19 protein-coding genes and 2 tRNA genes are annotated in these 18,752 nt (G+C 70.2%); 15 read left to right on the forward strand and 6 right to left on the reverse strand.

All coding sequences use genetic code 11. The features are described from left to right. Positions 1-442: 442 nt before the first annotated feature. The 3 genes from IPJ78_13425 (at position 443) to IPJ78_13435 (ending at position 3,208) form a co-directional block, all read left to right on the forward strand. Positions 443-1,786, forward strand: a complete 1,344-nt coding sequence (locus tag IPJ78_13425; GenBank protein MBK7907545.1) for an integrase family protein — start codon at positions 443-445, stop codon at positions 1,784-1,786. Positions 1,787-1,862: 76 nt separating this feature from the next. Next, complete coding sequence (locus IPJ78_13430; protein MBK7907546.1) at positions 1,863-2,669, forward strand: hypothetical protein; 807 nt, start codon at positions 1,863-1,865, stop codon at positions 2,667-2,669. 107 nt (positions 2,670-2,776) lie between these two features. Further along, entirely contained in the window at positions 2,777-3,208 is a 432-nt protein-coding gene (locus IPJ78_13435) for a DUF4065 domain-containing protein (protein ID MBK7907547.1), read from the forward strand. A gap of 508 nt (positions 3,209-3,716) precedes the next feature. On the opposite strand, the gene IPJ78_13440 is transcribed toward IPJ78_13435, so the two are convergent. Further along, positions 3,717-4,181, reverse strand: a complete 465-nt coding sequence (locus tag IPJ78_13440; GenBank protein MBK7907548.1) for a hypothetical protein — start codon at positions 4,179-4,181, stop codon at positions 3,717-3,719. A 117-nt stretch (positions 4,182-4,298) separates the two neighbouring features. Here IPJ78_13440 and IPJ78_13445 point away from each other — a divergent pair, with 117 nt between their 5' ends. From IPJ78_13445 to IPJ78_13475, 7 genes are all read left to right on the forward strand, one after another. Further along, positions 4,299-4,574: a hypothetical protein gene (locus IPJ78_13445; GenBank protein MBK7907549.1), complete on the forward strand. Its 276-nt coding sequence runs from the start codon at positions 4,299-4,301 to the stop codon at positions 4,572-4,574. A 92-nt stretch (positions 4,575-4,666) separates the two neighbouring features. Then, positions 4,667-4,873, forward strand: coding sequence for a hypothetical protein (locus IPJ78_13450; protein ID MBK7907550.1), 207 nt, complete (start codon positions 4,667-4,669; stop codon positions 4,871-4,873). Further along, positions 4,873-5,967 carry a hypothetical protein gene (locus IPJ78_13455; protein ID MBK7907551.1) on the forward strand — a complete coding sequence of 365 codons (1,095 nt, stop codon included), beginning with the start codon at positions 4,873-4,875 and terminating at the stop codon, positions 5,965-5,967. The genes IPJ78_13450 and IPJ78_13455 overlap by 1 nt, the downstream gene beginning before the upstream one ends. Further along, positions 5,964-6,245 (forward strand): hypothetical protein, encoded by a 282-nt coding sequence (locus IPJ78_13460; GenBank protein MBK7907552.1) that lies wholly within the window; start codon positions 5,964-5,966, stop codon positions 6,243-6,245. The genes IPJ78_13455 and IPJ78_13460 overlap by 4 nt, the downstream gene beginning before the upstream one ends. A 94-nt stretch (positions 6,246-6,339) precedes the next feature. Further along, positions 6,340-6,645: a hypothetical protein gene (locus IPJ78_13465; GenBank protein MBK7907553.1), complete on the forward strand. Its 306-nt coding sequence runs from the start codon at positions 6,340-6,342 to the stop codon at positions 6,643-6,645. After that, positions 6,645-7,331, forward strand: a complete 687-nt coding sequence (locus tag IPJ78_13470) for a hypothetical protein (GenBank protein MBK7907554.1) — start codon at positions 6,645-6,647, stop codon at positions 7,329-7,331. Before IPJ78_13465 ends, IPJ78_13470 begins: the two co-directional genes overlap by 1 nt. Positions 7,332-7,368: 37 nt before the next feature. Next, entirely contained in the window at positions 7,369-7,599 is a 231-nt protein-coding gene (locus tag IPJ78_13475; protein MBK7907555.1) for a hypothetical protein, read from the forward strand. 143 nt (positions 7,600-7,742) lie between these two features. Here IPJ78_13475 and IPJ78_13480 read toward each other — a convergent pair. Then, positions 7,743-7,815, reverse strand: a tRNA-Gln gene (locus tag IPJ78_13480). Between the two features lie 125 nt (positions 7,816-7,940). Between IPJ78_13480 and IPJ78_13485 the strand changes: the two genes are divergently transcribed. Next, on the forward strand, positions 7,941-8,465 hold the full coding sequence (locus IPJ78_13485; GenBank protein ID MBK7907556.1) for a putative metal-dependent hydrolase: 525 nt from the start codon (positions 7,941-7,943) through the stop codon (positions 8,463-8,465). A 196-nt stretch (positions 8,466-8,661) separates the two neighbouring features. Here the strand turns inward: IPJ78_13485 and IPJ78_13490 are convergent. Further along, a tRNA-Ala gene (locus IPJ78_13490) sits at positions 8,662-8,734 on the reverse strand. 176 nt (positions 8,735-8,910) lie between these two features. Here IPJ78_13490 and IPJ78_13495 point away from each other — a divergent pair. The 4 genes from IPJ78_13495 (at position 8,911) to IPJ78_13510 (ending at position 13,429) form a co-directional block, all read left to right on the forward strand. Beyond that, positions 8,911-10,329 carry a deoxyribodipyrimidine photo-lyase gene (locus tag IPJ78_13495; GenBank protein MBK7907557.1) on the forward strand — a complete coding sequence of 473 codons (1,419 nt, stop codon included), beginning with the start codon at positions 8,911-8,913 and terminating at the stop codon, positions 10,327-10,329. 16 nt (positions 10,330-10,345) lie between these two features. Then, positions 10,346-11,614: an aminotransferase class V-fold PLP-dependent enzyme gene (locus IPJ78_13500; GenBank protein ID MBK7907558.1), complete on the forward strand. Its 1,269-nt coding sequence runs from the start codon at positions 10,346-10,348 to the stop codon at positions 11,612-11,614. Next, positions 11,611-12,606, forward strand: a complete 996-nt coding sequence (locus IPJ78_13505; protein MBK7907559.1) for a pyridoxal-phosphate dependent enzyme — start codon at positions 11,611-11,613, stop codon at positions 12,604-12,606. Before IPJ78_13500 ends, IPJ78_13505 begins: the two co-directional genes overlap by 4 nt. A gap of 586 nt (positions 12,607-13,192) precedes the next feature. Then, complete coding sequence (locus IPJ78_13510; protein ID MBK7907560.1) at positions 13,193-13,429, forward strand: hypothetical protein; 237 nt, start codon at positions 13,193-13,195, stop codon at positions 13,427-13,429. A 61-nt stretch (positions 13,430-13,490) separates the two neighbouring features. Here IPJ78_13510 and IPJ78_13515 read toward each other — a convergent pair whose 3' ends face one another. The 3 genes from IPJ78_13515 to IPJ78_13525 all read right to left on the reverse strand — a co-directional run bounded on the left by IPJ78_13515 (position 13,491) and on the right by IPJ78_13525 (position 17,653). Next, on the reverse strand, positions 13,491-15,170 hold the full coding sequence (locus IPJ78_13515; GenBank protein ID MBK7907561.1) for a M1 family metallopeptidase: 1,680 nt from the start codon (positions 15,168-15,170) through the stop codon (positions 13,491-13,493). Beyond that, positions 15,167-16,621: an aminopeptidase P N-terminal domain-containing protein gene (locus IPJ78_13520; protein MBK7907562.1), complete on the reverse strand. Its 1,455-nt coding sequence runs from the start codon at positions 16,619-16,621 to the stop codon at positions 15,167-15,169. The genes IPJ78_13515 and IPJ78_13520 overlap by 4 nt, the downstream gene beginning before the upstream one ends. Positions 16,622-16,720: 99 nt before the next feature. Continuing rightward, positions 16,721-17,653 (reverse strand): peptidase, encoded by a 933-nt coding sequence (locus tag IPJ78_13525; protein ID MBK7907563.1) that lies wholly within the window; start codon positions 17,651-17,653, stop codon positions 16,721-16,723. Positions 17,654-18,752 lie beyond the last annotated feature (1,099 nt).

Consider the following 18,752-nt stretch of genomic DNA (forward strand, 5'->3'; position numbering starts at 1 on the left):
GACTCTCGTGCTCATCGAGGTCTTCGCACTCGACCGCGTCGGTGAGGAACGAGTGCGAACCTACACGCGCATCGCTGTAGAGGTTCGCGAGTCAGGCGGTGAGTGGCACGCGGTCAGAGTCACGCAGCATGTTACCTCGCAGGGCAGCTGAACCAGAGGAACCGTGCACACGAGCCGAAAGACGAAGGGCCGGCCCATCCGAGGATGGTCCGGCCCTTCAGTTGCCCGTCCTGGAATCGAACCAGGAACCTTCTGATCCAGAGTCAGAGCGTTAGTCGGTCCAATGTCAGAGGAGACAGCCCCCTCCCGCTCTAGTTTCTGCTCTGGTGTCGTTGTCGCATGGTGTCGGGAATCATTGCAGACTGGCGGGAGCGTGCTTACTTTTCGCTTACTGGTTGGGCGCCGAAACCGTGCCCGACGCCCTCAAGCGGAGCCTCCGGCCATGGCGACGAAGCACGTGCGAACGCACGACCCCCGCAACCTCCGGCTAAAGCGCGTGGTCGACGCGATCGCGCCGGGGCCGGTCCGGTACATGGTGTGGGACGCCAGCGAGCCGGGGTTCGGCATCGATGTCTGGCCCTCCGGGAAGCGGTCGTGGATTCTCTTCTACCGCGTACACGGCCTCCAACGGCGCATCAAGCTCGGCGACGTGGGCGTGCTGCCCCCCGAGCGCGCCCGCGAGCTCGCCCAGCAGGCGAAGCGCGACGTGAGCGCCGACCGCGACCCCCTGCTGGAGCGGCGCGCCAAGACGGCCGCAGCGGTCGAAGGGCGTAGCGCCACGGCCCGCGCGGCGACGTTCTCGACGGTCGCCGACCGGTACGTGGAGAAGCTTCAGCTCAAGCGGAGCGCCCGCTGGGCGAAGGAAGCCCGGCGACTCCTCGACCGAGAGATTCTGCCGACCCTCGGCGCTGTGCCGATCGGCGCCGTCACCGTCCGACATGTGGAGCACCTGCACCACGCCATGCACGACCGGCCCTTCCTCGCGAATCGGTGCAAGGCGGTCATCTCGGCGGTGCTCGCGACCGCGCTGCGGGATGGGGACCGGCCTCGCGAGGCCGGCAACCCCGCGACGATGGTCGAAGCGTACGACGAGCCAGAGCGGAAGCGCATCCTGAGCGCGGCCGAGTGGCGCGCGCTGGCGAAGGCCTGGCCGGTCCTGCACGCCGAGCTTGCGGGCGCGCCCGCGTGGGACACGCGCCGCGAGCAGCTCGACGCGATCGCGATGATCGCGCTGACGGGCGCGCGCGTCGGGGCCATTACCGCCCGCCGCGTCGGCGATGTGGATGTGGACGCCCGGACCATCGCCGTCCGACCCGCGCACAAGCGAGTCAGCCGCATCTTCCTCGGCACGGCCGCGCTGACGCTGGCGGAGCGCCTGACGAAAGGACGCGCCGCGTCGGCCTACCTCTTTCCGGGGCAGGAGCGCCGCGAGGGACCCACGCCCGAGACAGGGGGGCGCGATGCCCGTCCACGGCGCGCGGCCGCGCCCATTACCGGCCCGGCTAAGGCGTGGGCGCGGCTCCGCGAGCTGGCGGGCCTCGCGGACTTCGCCGTCGAGGACTTCCGTGGGTGCTTTGCGTCGATCGGCGCGGAACTCGGCTACTCGACCTTTGTGATCGGCGGTGTCCTCGGGCACTCAGCCAAAGGCGTGACGGAGCGCCACTACGCCGCGCGTCCCGACGAACTCCTCCTCACCTGCGCGGATGCCGTCTCGGCCGAAGTCGCGCGCCGGCTGGGGTTCACGAAGAGCACGAAGGGCACCAAGCGCACGACTCGCACCCGCTGATCCACCTGCCCGCCGGAGCGTTCCGGCCCCAGAGGCGCAAGCCGACCACCGCGGCACCCGCCGCACGGATGGCTCCATGACGTGGAAGATGGACGAGACACCGGAGCGCCGCCCCAAGTTCGGGCGACGTGCCCTCGCATGGTTCCGGAGCGCGGTGCGCTACGGCGTGCGCTCCGCAAATGCGCCCCGTGGCGTCGATCCGGACGACTTCCGGGAGCGGCTCGTCGACTGGTTCGCCAGCGATCACTTCGCCTACGTCGGATGGGTTCCGCACGACGAGTACCGGGGGATGGGCTACCCGACGGGCGCCTGGCGCCTTGACCAACCCGCCATCCTGCGCGACCTCCCGAACGCCGTGCAGGCGGTGCAGGATGAGTGCGCTCGTCTCATGCTGGCCCGCCTCTCCTCGCTCGAGGACTGGCTCGCCGCCGACCTCTCCGGCACGCTGCCGGCCGCGCCGGGGGGCGGCGCGACGGCACTCCCGTCGGCAGTCCGGGACGGCCTCAGGGTCGCCGCACACGGCCGCCGGGAGCGATCGCCGCGCCTCTGCCCGGACTGCGGTCGAACGTGGCGCCCGCGGACGCGGATCGTGGCGGGAAGTGCATGGCGCGTCTTCGTCGGCAACGACCGGCTCGCCAAGCGTTGCCCGGAGTGTCGGGACGCGGAACGACCGGCGTCAGCGGAGCCAGAGGCGAAGCCCTGCGCCGACTGCGGGGCGGAATGGTCGCCGAAGGACGGCCGCGAGGCGCGCTCGCCGCGGTGCTCACGCTGCCGGAGCGCGTTTCGGGCGCGGAAGTGCGCCGCACCGTCAGGGGATGCGTCGGGGCGTTCCGCTGTGGCTCATCCTGCCGCAGGCACACGCGGGCGACCGGACAAAACATGACTCCGCGGCCACTCGGCGGTGATCCGCGACGGTGTACAATAATGCGACGTGGCGGAACTGCCGACCCGTCGTCATCTTGTTAGAGCCCTCTCTACCCCCCCCGTAGCATGCCATCCGTTCATGACGTCGCAAAGTACATTCTAGAGCATCATTCGCCGATGACGGCGATGAAGCTCCAGAAGTTGCTTTACTACTCGCAGGCCTGGTCCCTTGTGTGGGAAGAGGCCCCGCTCTTCAGCGAGCGCATCGAGGCGTGGGCGAATGGTCCTGTCGTCCGTGAGGCGTACGACGTTCACAAGGGTCAGTTCCTCGTCGATTCGTGGCCCCTTGGCGACTCGTCCGTGCTTTCGACCGACCAGCGCGAGACCGTTGATTCCGTTTTGGAGTTCTACGGAGACAAGACCGCGCAGTGGCTCAGCGACTTGACGCACGCCGAGACGCCGTGGAAGCACGCACGACGTGGCCTCGAGCCCGGACAGCGGGGCGAGACGGAGATCACTCCCGCGGCGATGGCTGAGTACTACGGCTCGCTCGCCTAGCACGGGTTGGCTCGAGATAGGGGGAAGCGCCCCGTTGTACGTGAGGAGCCATCGGCATCCGCCAAGGCTCCTCGTTTTGCAGTCAGCGGCACCAGCTTCTACGAGCAGTGCCCCTCTTGGCGATTCGCCCGCCTCGATATCGGCGGCCCGTGGTGTGTCTCGCGCCTCGACCCGACCCTCGTTTTTGATGCGAGCGCAGACAAGGGTGCAGGCCAAGTCCTCGCGAGGCTTCGCGCGTTCGAGAGCATGACATGGCGCGAGATACTCGGACCGAAGCACCATGCCATCCCATTCCATCGTCTCTCGTCTGAAGCGCAGAAACGGCTACGGGATCTCGAAGTAGACGACGTCGACGAGCTCATATCGCTTCGAGTGACGGGAGCCCGTCGGGTATTCGGCATTCGGATAGATGCGGTGCTCGCGATTCTCTGGTGGGACCCAGAGCACGAGGTTTGCCCGAGCACGGTGTACGAGTAGTCGGCGCGCCCAGTAGGTCCGGACCATTCGGCTAGCTAGCCTTCCGACGAAGCGCCTGGCTCCGTCCGCGCGGCGTGGGGAACTGGAGACAGTCAGTCAAGGCGGCGTGGAGCACGAGCAACCACTCGATCAGCTCGATGCGCTGACGCGCCGTGAAGCCATTGAACGAGTGCCGACGGACTTGCCGCCGCAGCGCCGCCACCGACTCAGCCTCGGATGCGTCAGTAACGGAAGAGCGCGAGCGAAGCGCACGTCGCTTCAGCGCCGCGAACAGCCGCCACAGGCCCGCCGCGGTGTCGACTCCCATGCGTCGACGGCGACCGGCGACGAGGCTCAGCATCGCCGGCGCGGAGACGCCGACGATCTCCGCGGCTTCCGCCAACGACATCGGCCGCGGCATCCTCGGCGCATCTGGGGTGCCACAGTCGTCGGGCCTACCGGCGTCGAGCGTACGGCGGAGCGCCATCCCCAGCAGCGCCGGATTGCTGATAAGCACCGAACCTCGCTCTCGACCCATGGTGCCAAAAGTTAATGACTGTCGTGGGGTGTCGCTAGGTCGCACTCTTTTCCATGCGTATGCTGCTGGTGACTTCACCCGTACACCGGAGCGCACATGAGCAACGACACACGATCGGAAGGCAGCCGCCCAGTTCCTCTCCCCCCGGACCCGCGCCGTCTCCGCCGACGGAAGGCAGCCGCCGAGTTCCTCTCCATCAGCGAGGAGCGCCTTGCCCGGCTCGCGGTCACCGGTGGCGGCCCCGTCTACCACAAGCCCGCCGGCGCGCGCGTCTGCCTCTACTCGGAGCAGGCGCTCCTCGACTGGCTCGGCGCGCCGGTGAGTTGCACGACGGAAGCGAAGGCGCGCGACCGCGCTCGTTCCGCCGCCTAGGGCCGCATGCTGCACGGGCGCGGCACATCGCCGCACCGACCAAGCAGGTGTCGCGTTGCACGCGCGCGCCGCTTGCGTCACCGGAGAAGGTCGTGAGCACAGCAGGAGCAGGACCCCGCGCACCCCTCGTGCGCGTACACATGGTCGAGGCGCCGCACGGTGGCGTCATCATCGGCATCCTCGGCCTGGACAACGAGCGCCATGGCGGAGGGACCCTGCGGCTCACGCCGGCCGCTCTCGCAGCCCTGCCCGGCGAGCTCGTCGACGCGATCGCGCGCTTCCGCCAGCAGGTGGCCTGATGCAGTCGTGGATTCGCGTGAACGTCGGGGTTCCGGATGAACCCAAGGTGATCGGTCTCGCCGATACGCTCACCATCGAACCCGAGCTCGCACTCGGCCATGTGATTGCCACGTGGTGCCGGATAGGCGAGCACGCGCCCGATGGCGACCTGTCGGCCATCTCCGACCTGGTGCTTGAGCGTTGGGCGGGATGGCGAGGGGAGCGCGGTCGGTACGCCGCCGCGTTCCGCGAGGCATTCGTGCAGGAGGGTCGAATGCCCGGATGGGACCGGCTGCAGGGCAAGCTGATCGAGCTCGCGAAGAAGGACCGCGCCCGTAAAGAGGGTGCCAGCGCAGAGAATCCACGGAATATCCCCGGAAGTTCCGTGGTCACAGTACAGGACGTAACGGGACAGGACGTGACGGAACGCGCACGAACCGCAACAGCTACCACCACCACGACAACTACGGCGCCGACTCGCCAACCGCGCGAGTCGCGCCATCGGGTTGTTGCTGGTCAGGAACCCGCCCCGTCCCGAGCGACGTGGCTGACGGAGCCGTGCGCCGCGTGGGAGTCAACGTACGGTCCCGGGACCTTTCCGATGGGCCAGGCCGCACGCCAGCTCGCGCCGCTCAGAAAGGCCGGGTTCAGCTCAACCGAGATCGCCGTGCGGCTGGCGTGGTATCTCCGCGTCCGCGGCCTCGACACGGCGGACCCTGATCCCGCGGTCATCGAGCGCACCCGGTTCACGCCGTCGCTCAAGGACTTCGCACAGCGATTCGGGGCGTTCGACCCGTCCAGTGGACGCGGCACCGGCACCGGTGCCTATGATCCCGAATGGGTGTCCCCGGGCGTCAAGGCGTGGACACGAGAGGTCGGGTTCATCAGCCCGCACGAGTTCCGTCGCAAACTCGCCCCGAGTGTCGAAACCCACGGCGAGCACACGCTACTCGTGGCGATCGAGCGGTTCGGCGAACACCGTCGCCGCGAATGCACGCTCGGGTACGAGGGCTCGCTCGATGCGTTCGCCCGCGGGTATCGCGATTACGTGCCGAGGAACCTGCTGGGCCGGCCAGCGATGGCGATCGCGCCCGACACGTCGGAGGCCGCATGAGCCGCCCGACGAGGACACCCGCCGCGTGGCTCGCGCCCGCGTGCGCCGCGTGGGAGTCGCACTTCGAGCGCGGCACGTTCCCGTACAACCAAGCCAGACGCATGTTCGCGCCGCTGCGAGAGCAGGGCTACCCACCTGCTGAGATCACGCGCCGGTTCGCGCGCTACTTGGACTGCCGGGGGGCGCATCCGGACCCCGACTCGCCCTACCCGCCCGCGCCGCCGCGGTTCACGCCGTCGTTCACTGACTTCCTCGTCCGCTTCGCGTGGTGGGCGTGAACATGTCGCAGGCCCTGAACGATCCCCTTCACCCCTCGCGCGCGCGGCCGTGCGTCCGGGCATCCCTTCCGCCGCTCACCTGAGGACCCATCGCATGACGCTTCCCATCGGCACGACCCGCATTCGTCACCTGGCATCCGGGCTCGTGCTCGCGCGCACGGTCGCCGACGCGCGCGAACTCGCCGCCACCCATCCGGCCGAGTACGCCATCGAGCGCGACCCCGCCGCGCGCAGCATCCCCGAACGGCTGGAGGCGATGGGCGAGCCCGCCCTCCGCGCCTTCGCCATCGCGCACAAGGTCCCCGCGCCCGCCGCGGCTCCGGCGAAGCACGTCATCGCCCAACTGACGCCGTGCATCGAGCGCGGCGAGATCACCCTCCCGCTCCCCGAGGCTGCCTAATGCGCGCGCTCGTCATCCGTACCAACACTGAGGCCGCGGCCAAGCGCATCGGCAAGCGCCGCGACGAGATCGCGGCGATCACCGCCGACGCGGGCCTCACCGACGAGGGCAAGGCGAAGCGCCTCGGCCCGCTCGTGCAGGGCATCCGGGAGGAGGTCGCCGCGGTCCGCGAGCTGCAACACGGCCTCATGTCGGGCGCGTACGCCGAGCTCGAGCGGCATCGCCCCGCGGCCGAGCATCGGCGCGCCGCCCTCAAGGACCCCGCGCGCGCGGTCGCGCTGGCGCAGCTCGCGGACCGGCTCTCCGACGCGGAACTCGTCGCCATCGCGACGGACGCGGCGAACCCCGACGCGCCCGACAGCGTGCTCGCCTACGCCCTCCGGCACATGGCGAGTGACCGACTCAACCGGATGGACGAGACGACCCGCGCGGACCTGCACCGGACGCTCGCGACGGTCGCGACCACGCCCGCGACGGCGAAAGCGGTGTCGGACTTCATCGCCGCGCGTATCGAGATGGACCGCTTCGAGCAGCTCGCGGACCCCGCGCACGGGGCGGCGACCCTCACGCGCGCACGCGAGGCCCGCACGGTCGACCTGGGCGACGGACCGCGCACGCTGACGGACGACGAGATCGCGGCGCACTACGCGCGGCTCAATCTGCCCGTGACGCCCAAGGCCGCGTGATGGCCGGCGCGCCTTCCCCTCTCACCGGAGCACCTGCATGACGCACACCCGCTATCTGCTGGTCGCGACGAACTCCTCCAACGCCAACGCCGCAGGACTCGCCGCGGGGGATGTGATCGCCGTCCCCATCGGTGGGGGCGAAGCCGTGACCCTGCGGCACGCCGGAAGTGCGCCGCCGCTCGGCCTGCGCGCGCGCCTCGAATCCGAGGGCGCGCTCATCCCCCTCGCGACGATTCGCGGGGGGCGGAGCGGGGTCGGCGGGCGCTGACGCGGTGCGATTCACCGGCCGCACGCCGGCGCCGCGGGGCATCCGAACTCCCCTCCCAATGCTTACCATGTGCTTACTACGCGCGAAGCGGGGCACCCCGTTAGGAGTGCCCCGCTTCGTGTATCTCACTGTGATTCCTACAGTTGCCCGTCCTGGAATCGAACCAGGAACCTTCTGATCCAGAGTCAGACGCTCTGCCAGTTGAGCTAACGGGCATCGACCCCGCGTTGCCGTGGGGAACAATGAAATTATCGGCGGACCACCCCTCCGGGCAACCCCTCGGGACCAGCGGGTATCCTTTGGTCCGGCATCGACTTGCGGCTCGGCGCTAGTTTTCGGCCATGACCAGCGACCTCTCGTACCCGATCGGCCGGTTCGATCGCCCCGGCCCGAGCACCGCGGCCGACCGTGCGGCCCGGATGGACACCCTCGCCGCCCTCCCGGCGAACCTCCGCGGCGCGGTCCGCGGACTCTCGGACGCCCAGCTCGACACCCCGTACCGCCCCGGCGGCTGGACCGTGCGGCAACTGGTGCATCATGTCGCCGACTCGCATATGAACGGCTACACGCGCGTGAAGCTGGCGCTCACCGAGGAGAACCCGGTGATCAAGCCGTACGCGGAGGCCGAGTGGGCGAAGCTGCCCGACTCGCACTTGCCGGTGGAGCTCTCGCTCTCGATCCTCGATGCGGTGCACGCGCGCCTCGACGCGATTCTGCGCAGCCTCACTCCCGAGCAGTGGGCGCGCCCCTTCCTGCACCCCGCTGGCGGCCCGCAGACGATCGACATCTGGGCCGCGCTCTACGCCTGGCACAGCCGCCACCACACGGCGCACGTCACCGCACTGCGCGAACGCCATGGCTGGTGAGGCGAGCAGGCCACTTTCCGCTTTCTTCCTTCGACCTGCATCCCGAAAATGTCAAACGCCGCAGACCCGAAGGCCTGCGGCGTCATCAAAGCTGGTCTCGCGCGGGGAGTCGCCACGCACGTCGTCATTGGAACTGTACGTCCTACCGAACGACGGCGGGCAGATCACCCAGTCGCGAACCAGCGAAACTTCTATATGGAGCTGAGGGGGATCGAACCCCTGACCTCTGCAGTGCGATTGCAGCGCTCTCCCAGCTGAGCTACAGCCCCGCATCGCGTTCCGGCAGACTTCCGATCCCGGTCCTGCCTCACATACCCGGGACGACCCAGAAAGGTTCCGGTCACGCATACGGCCCCGCCGATGGGTCTTGGCGGGGCCGCCGATTCGGGGAACCTAGTCGACGGGGGAACCGGGCGCCACCCCCCTCGTTCATCAGTATCGGACGATGCCAGCGAAACTCCACCCCCTCACCTCGGACCACGTCCGCGACCAGCTCGCCCTGCGCGCGGTCACGGCCAATGGCGTGCGGACCCAGCCCGAGGGCGACTACGTCCTCTATTGGATGCAGTCCACGCACCGCTTCGAGGAGAACTGGGCGCTCCGCCAGGCCATCCTCCACGCCGACCGCCTCGGCAAGCCGCTGCTCGTGCACCAGGGACTCGACCCCACCTACGAGCACGCGAACGACCGCATCCATACGGTGATCCTCGAGAACGCGCGCGCCCTCCATCGCCGCGCCGCCGACCTCGGCTTCTCCTACCAGTTCGCCCTGCGCCGCCGCCGCGGCGACGACCGCCGCGTGGTCGACCGTCTCGCCGCGCGTGCGGCGCTCGTCGTGACCGACCGCTTCCCCACCGCCGGCATCGCCGAGCGCACCGCGCGCTTCGTCGAGCGCGCCCCGTGCCGCGTGGACCTCGTCGAGTCGCACGGCATCGTGCCGTCGGGCGCGTTCGTGAAGGAGGAGTACGCCGCGCGCACCATCCGTCCGAAGATCGCGAAGGTCCTCGACCTCGCGCTCGAGCCGGTCGAGGAACGTCCCGCCGCGCGCGCCCTGCCGGACAGCGTCTGGCGCTCGCTCGACGTCGATCGCGTGGACTTCCGCCGCTTCGACGTCGCCGCCGAGGTCGCGCGCTGCGAGATCGACCACACCGTGCCGCCCGTGCCCTTCGCGAGCGGACTCGACGGCGCCCGCGCGCGACTGACGGACTTCATCGCCGATGCCCTGCCCGACTACGCCGAGCGGCGCAACGAGCCCGCCGACGTGCGCGGCTCGTCGCGCCTCTCGCCCTGGCTCCACTTCGGGCAGATCAGCGCCGGCGAGGTGCTCCGCACCGTGCGCGCCGCCGGGCACGCCGAGAGCGCGCGGAAGTTCGAGGACGAGCTCGTGACCTGGCGCGAGCTCGCGCTCAACTTCTGCCTGCGCAACCCCGAGTTTCGGAAGCTCAAGGGGCTCCCCGACTGGGTGCACCGGACGATGGCGGCGCACAAGGACGACCCGCGCGAGGCGATCTACACCCGCGAGCAGCTCGAGCGCGGCGAGACGCACGACGAGCTCTGGAACGCCGCGCAGCGCGAGCTCGTCCGCACCGGGCACATGCACAACGTCGTGCGGATGCTGTGGGGCAAGTCGGTGATGCTCTGGACGGCGCGCTACAAGCACGCACTCGAGCATCTCATCCACCTGAACGACAAGTGGGCGCTCGACGGTCGCGACCCGTCGAGCTACGGCGGCATCCAATGGTGCTTCGGGAAGTTCGACCGCCCCTGGTTCGACAAGCCGGTCTTCGGGCTCATGCGGCCGATGAGTCTCGCGCGGGCGCGGGAGAAGTTCGATGCGGAGGCCTACATCCGGATGCAGCGTTGACCCGTATATTCCGCGCATGACGCTCGACAGGCGCGGCATGCTCGGGGCGCTCGGCGGACTCGCCGCGCTGAGGGTCCTCCCCGGCGGCGAGATCGATCCCGCCGTCCCGTCCGGCGCCTCGATGCCGCAGCCCGGGGCCGCGTTCCCACGCCGCGCCGACTTCGCGATCGGGCCCGCGACGACGTACCTCAACGCCGCGTACACGCATCCCATCCCGCGCGTCTCGTCCGAGGCCGCGCGTGTCGCCGCCGAGCGGCGCGCCGCGGCGCTCCCCGCCGAGCCGGGCCGCGCGTCGCCCAAGCAGCTCTTCGCGCGCCTCATCAACGCCAAGCCGAGCGAGATCGCGCACGTGTCGAGCACGAGCGCCGGCGAGAACCTCGTGATGCGCGCACTCGGACTCGACCATCGCTTCGACGGCAACGTCGTGACCGACGGCCTCCACTTCGAGGGCGCGTTGATGCACCTCGACACGTTGAAGCGGAAGGGACTCGACGTGCGCATCGCGCGGCCGACGGACGACGGGCGCGTCGAGCTCCGGGACCTCGCGCGGCTCATCGACCGGCGGACGCGCCTCGTGCAGGTCTCCGCCGCCGCGATGTACAACGGCTTCCGTCATGACCTGAGGGCCATCGCCGACCTCGCGCACGCGCAGGGCGCGCTCGTGTACGTCGATCTCGTGCACCTCGCCGGCGCCGAGCCCTTCGACGTCGCCGCGAGCGGGATCGACTTCGCCGCCTGCTCGAGCTTCAAGTGGCTGATGGGCGACTTCGGACTCGGCTTCCTCTACGCGCGCGAATCGGCATGGGACCGCATCGAACGCCCGGTGGTCGGCTACTACCAGGCCGCCGAGATCGACCAGCACGTCCCGCCGTTCCTCCCCGCGGGCGCGCATGATCCCGTCGTGTACGCGTTCGCCCGCAGCGCGGCCGGCCTCTTCGAGATGGGGGCGCTCACCGGGATGGCCGAGGTGGGGGTCGCGCTGCTCGCGCGGTCGCTGGAGTACGTGATGGCGCTCGGCCCCGACCGCATCCGGACCCACCGCGTGCCGATGATCCGCCGGTTGCAGGCCGAGATGCCGCGCCTCGGGTTCCGGTCGATGACCCCCGCCGACTCGACCGCCGGGAACGTGACCTTCGCGCGGCGCGGCGTGGGCGCGAGCGACGTACCCAGGCGCCTCGCCGCCGCGGGCGTCGAGGTGCGCATCGCGGCCGACTGGCTGCGCGTGTCGCCGTCCGTCTACAACGACCTCGCCGACATCGACCGATTGCTCGAGGCCCTCGCATGACGTCCATCCTGCCGACGCCGGCCGAGGTGCGCGCGGCCGCGGCTCGCATCGCATCGCACGTGGTGCGAACGCCACTGATCCCGTCTCCCGGTCTCTCCGCGATCGCGGGCGGCGAGGTGCTGCTCAAGCTGGAGTGCGAGCAGCACGGTGGATCGTTCAAGCTCCGCGGCGCACTGAACGCGCTGCTGTCACTCACTCCCGCCGAGCGGGCGCGCGGCGTCGTCGCGAGTTCCGCCGGCAATCATGGGATCGGCGTGGCGATGGCGGCGGAGCTGCTGCACGTCCCGGCGACGATCTTCGTGCCGACGACCGCGCCGGCGGTGAAGCGAGAGAAGATCGCGGCGCACGGCGCGCGCGTGGACGCGTCGTGCGCCAGCTACGATGCGGCCGAGTCGGCGGCGCGCGCGCATGCGTCGGCGACCGGTGCGACGTTCGTGAGTCCCTGCACCGGTCGCGCGTTGCTCGCCGGCGCGGGCACGGTGGCTGCCGAGATCCTCGATGACCTACCGAGTGCCGGGACGATCGTCGTGTGCGTGGGCGGCGGCGGGCTGGCCGGCGGGGTCGGCGGCTACGTGCGCGGGACCGCGCCGGGTGTGCGGATCCTCGGCGCGCAGGCGTTGCGCACCAACGCGATGACGCTCGCGTTGCGGTCCGGTCATCCAACGGACATCTCCGACCTGCCGACGCTCGCCGATGGTCTCGCGGGGCTCGTGGATGCGGAGATGCTGGCGCAGGGTCAGGCGTCGCTGGACGGGATCGCGACGGTGGACGAGGACGACTTGATCGAGGCGATCGTGTGGCAGCACCGCGAGCACGGGCTGACGGTCGAGGGTTCGGGCGCGGCCGGGGTGGCGGCGTTGCGGTCCGGCGCGCTGCGTCCGCAGGCGTTCCCCGTCGTGATCGTTGTGAGCGGTCGGAACATCGATGCGGAGCGGTGGCGTGGTCTGGTGGGCGGAACGCCGGGCGCCCGGGATTCGGAGCATGACGGGTGAGGGGATGGGCGCGGAGCGATGCCCTGTGGTGCGAGATCCTTGAGGACGTGCGCCGGATTCGGCGCGTGACCCTCGCCATGCTCGCATTCGCCCCCGCGACCTGCGATGGTGCCGCGCCATCCGAGATCGCCGTCGTACCGGGCGCCACGTTGCCCGCTCCTGCCTTCCAGTCGGCGGGCGACACGCGCCACAGTTCAGCTTCGTGGAGCGCGGATCGGCGATGCGCTCTGGCCGCGTGACCGAGATGTGGGCACTCGTGTGGCGGCGCGATGCAGGGCCCTCGCTTCCGATCCAGACGCAGTACGGCGTTCCAGCGCAGGGCTACCGGGAGGCGAGGTCCGCCGAAGCCCTCGAACCCGGGGAGTATCGAGCGCGCGCGAAGAGCGTCGAGCAGCAGACCGTGCTGGAGTTCGCCATCGCAGCTCTGGGGCGCGTCACTCCGCATCGCCGGGGAGAGGGCTCGTCGTCGGCACGGTGACCGAGGTCGGCGGTGACCTAGCGCCCGACGCACGGCCGCGTCTTATTGAAGCGTCCACGGCAGAGGCACAACGTCGGCCTGACACCGGACCTTCTCTCGAGGAAGCTCATGATCACGCTGCGCGACAAGGACCGCGGGACTGCGATCGGCACCATCTCCGAGGGCGACGTCGCGCTGCTGCGGCATGCGCTCGAGGAGGAGTCACGCGAGGACCGCGACTATTACCTCACCGCGGACACGATCGACCTGCTCGAGGCGAAGGGGGGCACGGTCGAGTTCATCACCTTGCTGCGTTCCGCGCTCGGAGCGAAAGAGGGTATCGAGGTGGAGTGGGGCCGTTCCTAGCGTGCGATCCGCCAGACGGCGGCCGGCCGAGTCAACGGATCCGGCTCAACCGACTCGGTCGTCATCGCCCCCGCTCGAACGCCGCCTGCATCAGCACCCGGAGGTTCGGGTCGAGGCGCACCTCCGCCGGCTCCGACGCGGCGTTGATCGTGAGGACGTTCGCCTTGGCGTTCATCTGCAAGCGATGGATCGTCGGCACTGGCTCCCCGCGCGTGTAGACACCGATCTCGATCGGCATGGTGAATACGCTGCCATCGGCCTGCACCTGGTCGAGCGTGATCCGCACCTGCTTCGTCCGCGCGTCGTAGGTCCAGCGGCCGGCGACCTCAAGGTTGCCCGCGCCGTACAGCCACTGCTCGAAGAACCACCCGAGGTCGCGACCCGAGGCCTCCTCCATCGCGCGACGGAAATCGGCGGTCGTCGCGGTCGCGTTGAAGTGCCGGCGGTAGTACGTCCGGATGCCGTCACGGAAGGCCTCGTCCCCCACGACGCCGCGCAGCATGTGCAGGATCCAGCTCCCCTTCTGATAGGTGTGGGAGCTGGTCACGTCCTCCATCCGGCTCAGGTCGCGGTGGATGATCGTGTAGCCGGGATGCGCGGCGGCGAACGTCAGCACCGTACGGCGGCTCGCCTCGAGCCCGCGCACGAACTCGTCGCGGCCGTAGGCGTGCTCGATGTAGAGGAGGGTGAAGTAGGTCGCGAACCCCTCGCTGAGCCAGACGTCATCCCAGTCGCGCTCGGTGACGGCGTTGCCGAACCACTGGTGCGCGATCTCGTGGATCACCACGTTGCGCCAGCGCACGCTCCGCGTGCCGGTGACCGAGCTCTCGTGATAGAGGATCGCCGACGCCGATTCCATGCCGCCGGCCACGCTGCTCGCCTGGATGTTGGCGAGCCGCTCATACGCGAAGGGGCCCACGTAGTCGGTGTAGAACGCGAGCACGTCCTTCGTGGGCGTGGCGAAGTCGGCGAACCCGGCATCGCGATCCTGCGGGTACACCCAGGTCTCGATCGGCTTGCCGTCGAAGGTGTCGACGCGCTGCACGGCGAACCGCGCGACGCCGAGGACGTAGAGCCACGGGGCGATCGGGACGGTATTGCGCCAGTGCGTGCGTCGGCGGCCACCCGCGAGATCGGTGGTCTCGACCTGCAGGCCGTTGGAGACCACTTGATAGTGGCTCGGCGCCGTCACGATGAACTCGCTCGTCGCCTTGTCGGAGGGATGGTCGATGGTGGGGAGCCAGTGCCGGGTACGGTCGGGCCAGTTGTCGCTGAAGAAGGTCCGGTCGCCATGCTTGTTGCGGCCGATGATCAGGCCGGTCGCCGGGGTCCCCCCGTATCGCACGACGATGCGCGCGCGCTGCTGCGCCGCGGGCGCGGTGGGGAGCGGGATCCGCAGTTCGTCGTTCGCGTGGGTGAACGGCACCGCGGCGCCGTCGAGCGTGACGGCCGAGACGCGCATCCCCTTCCCCTCGCGACGCGGGTCGGCGTTGATGAGGTCGAGCCGCAGCGCGCGCACGGTCGTCGCGAGGAACCGCACGTCGAAGGTGAGCGTGCCCGTGATCGCGTCGGTGGTGTCCGAGAGCTCGATCTGGAACGCGTAGTTGATCGCGTCGATCGACGGGTCCTTCGGATACGTGTCGCGCGCTGCGGACGATGCGACGGCGGGCGCGGGGGCCGGCGACGCGAACACCACGAGCGTCGCCGCGTGCGCGACAAAGGACTTCAGGCGAACGGTCATCGGCGGTCCCTCCCGGTGACACCCGTCGGCGGGACCGGCTTGTGCCACTGCACCAGCCCCGGCTCGGCGATCGTCCGCTGCACATCGGCGATGCGCGACGGGACGAAGGCACTGAGGTTCTCCACGCCGTCGGCGGTCACAAGGGCCACGTCCTCGATGCGGATGTAGAGCCGCTCCTCGGGGAGCCAGATCATCGGGTCGATGGTGAAGACCATCCCCTCCCGGAGCGGCACGCCGCGCACGCGGCCCACGTCATGGACCGCCATGCCCACCGGGTGCTGGAAGTGCCCGCGGAAGACGAGGCCTTCCTGCACCGCCTTGAGGTGCGCGAGCGAGGCGAACGTGCGGCCTGCGAGGTACTGCTTCATGTCCGCCGCGGCGCGATCGAGCACCTCGTCGGAGGTGACCCCCGGCCTGATGTGGCGGAAGAGCGCGTCGCGATAGGCGACGATGTACTCGTAGAGCGCCGCCTGCGCCGGCGTGAACGTCCCGTTCACCGGCCAGATGCGCGTGACGTCGCTCGTGTAGTAGCGGTAGTCGGGGGCGTAGTCCATCAGCACGAGGTCACCGTCGCGGAGCGGGTCGGCCTTCCGGAAGTAGTGGCCCATGTACGCATTGGTGCCGCCGCCGACGATCGACGCGTAGGCGTCGCCGCGCGCGCCGTTCAGGTAGTGCACGTACTTGGCGGCCGCGTCGAGCTGGAACTCGTACACGCCCGCGCTGGTGGACCGCATCGCCTCCATGATCCCGAGCCCGGCCAGCTGCGTCGCGCGCCGGATGAGGGCGATCTCCGCCGGGCTCTTGATCGTGCGCATGGCGTCGAGCGTCGGGGAGAGGTCGCGGATCTCGTACTGCGGGAATCGCTCCCGCACGAGCTGGACGAAGTGGGCCTCGCGCGTCGGCCGTCCATCCCACGGGTCGCCGGCCGCCCGCGCCTGCGCCGCGAGCAGCTCGTCGCGACTGTCATTGCCGGTCTCCGTCGGCGCGAGCGGCGTGTGGAGTGCCATCGCCGGCGGGCGGAGCAGGTCGCCCCCCACGAGGTCGTGGGAGAGGCGCTCGAGCCCGCGCACCTGCTCGACGCCGGTGAGCTCGATGAGCAGGAGGCTGTCCTCGACCGAGAGGACCTTCCCTTCGCCGCGCTCGCGGTCGTCGTCGCGACGCGGGAGGTAGAGCGTGGAGCGGCGCGTCCGCCCGTTGAGGAGGAGGTACGCGTGCGCCGATTCCACCCCGCTCAGGTAGTAGAAGTCGTTCGACTGCCGGAAGACGCTGAAGCCCGGCACGCCGGCCGCGCCCTGCACGACCGCGATCGCCTGCGGCCCGATGGCATCGAGGACCTTCGCGCGGCGCGCCGCGAGCTCGTCGCGGGAGAAGTCGGACTGGTACCCGGTCGCGGACTGCGCGTCCGCGACGGCGGCAGCGAGGAGAAGTGCGGCGAGGAGGGAGCGCGACACGGGGGGGGCCTCTGCGAACGGAGGTGGAGCGCGCGGGGAGTCTGCGAGGAGCGCATCGGGCTCGGCGCGGTGAATGTACGACTCCGTCGGATGGCGCGCTCAGCGCGGCGGCACGCGCCCCGGCTTGGTGCGGGGAGGCGGCACGCGGCCGCTACGGCCGAGCACGACGACCGGGATGCGCAGCACGTCGCCGACGAGCTCGAACCCCGGTGACGACTCCGACATCCGGAACCCGGCGTTGACCCCGAACGCGTCCGCCTGCAGGAGGTCCACGCCGTAGCCAAGGTCGCCGAGCGAACCGATGGTGATCCGGCTGAGCGGATTGGGGGTGGTGCTGCTGATGAAGCCGGTCATGAGCTCGTTGAGGAGCACGCTCTCGCGCCAGTGCGCGTTGCGCGTGCCGGCCCCGCCCTGATTGTTCTCCACCGGCACCTTTGAACCACTGTACGTCGCGCCGCCCAGCGAGTCGAAGGCCGTGATGGCCCGGATGCCGTCGAAGTAGGTGTCGAGCCCCGTGCCGGTCGTGGGCGACGGGTTCTTGAGCAGCCCTTTGTCGGCCCAGATGGTACCGACGCCGAGCACGTGCGCCATCTCGTGAAGGATGACGGCGCCGAGGGTGCCGTTGGTGGTCATCGACACCAGATCGGCGGTGTCGAAGAACATGGCGCCGAGCACCGGGAGCGCGGCCTGCGCGGCGGGGAGGGTGGCGGGACCACGGATCACGCAGGGGCCGGCGGAGCCGAGCACGCTGCCGACGCCGTCGATCGGCGCGAGGCGCACGATGATGACGACGTCGTCCACCGTCTCGTCGATCGCGCGGTCGGAGTAGCAGGTGCCGAGGGGGGCCGAGAGCGGGGTCGACGCGACGTCGCTGGTGATGACGGCCTCCCAGCGCGCGACGGCGGCCGCGAAGGCGGCGAGGTGCGCGGCACTCGGTTCGGCGACGAACCGCAATGCGATGTCGAATCCGGTCGTGGAGGCCTTGCCCTTGGCATTGAAGAGCGCGCTGCGCACGTCGAACCGGGTCGCCACGAGGACGTTGGGTCCGGCGCCGAGCGTCCAAGGCACGCTCGCGAGACCACTCGCGTCGGAGGTCACCTGCGCGGCGCCCACCGCGCCGACGCCGCCCGCCACCGCGAAGCCGACGGTGATGCCGGCCACCGGATACTCCACCTCGTCGACGACCCGCACGGTCGGCTGGACGGCGACCGTCGCCCCGGGCGCGGCCACCTGGTTGTCACCCGCGACGACGCGCAGCGCGGACGGCACGCCCAGGCGCGCCTTGCGGTAGTGGAGCGCGTATGCACCGAACGATGTCCCACTCGCCTGCCGAGCGACGACATAGTAGCGACCGGCCGCGAGCGGGCGTGCGATGCGGGCGGTGAGGTCCTCGCCGGGCACGAGATCATCGGCCGAGGCGATTCGGGTGGTGCCGGAGCTGTCGAACAGCTCGAGGTAGCTATCGAGCTGGCTCTCGAACGAGCCCCGGCGCATCTCGAGCGCGACCGTGTCGGTCGCGGCGAGGTCGAGCCGGTAGCGCACGTACCGCATCCCGTCCTGCAGGCAGACGAAGCTGCTGATGGTCCCGGCCGCGGTGCCGAACGGCAGCGGTGTGGCACCGGCCAACGAGCACGGGTCGATGTAGCCGGTGATGTCGAAGACGAGCGACGGGAAGCTCCCCGCGCTCACGGTGATGACGTTGGACCCGGGGCTGTTCCCCACGATCCATGAGCCGGGCGTCGCGAGGCCGGTCGCATCGGTGGTGTCGACGGCGCCGGTGATGGTGCCGCCGCCCGCGGTGACGGCGAAGGTCACAGGTTGGCCGGGAACACCGTTGCCGTAGGCGTCGAGGATACGCACCCGCGGCAGGTACGGCACCGCCGTACCCACGAGCACCATCTGTCCGAACACGGCGTCCGGCGCGTACGCGAGCGAGTCAGGGGCGCCGGCTAGCGCGACGGCCGTGATGTCGAGCGGCGTGTCCCCGCCGAAGACCGACGCGCGCAGGGTGTGCGCGGCCGTCGTGCTCGTGCCGAGCGTCCACGACGTCGCGGCCGTGCCGTCCGCGCCGCTCGTCGCGCTGGCGGCACCCACGGTGCCGCCGCCATCCACGACGACGAAGGTGACCTCG

The sequence above is a fragment of the Gemmatimonadota bacterium genome, assembly GCA_016714015.1.
Classification (GTDB): Bacteria; Gemmatimonadota; Gemmatimonadetes; order Gemmatimonadales; family Gemmatimonadaceae; genus Pseudogemmatithrix.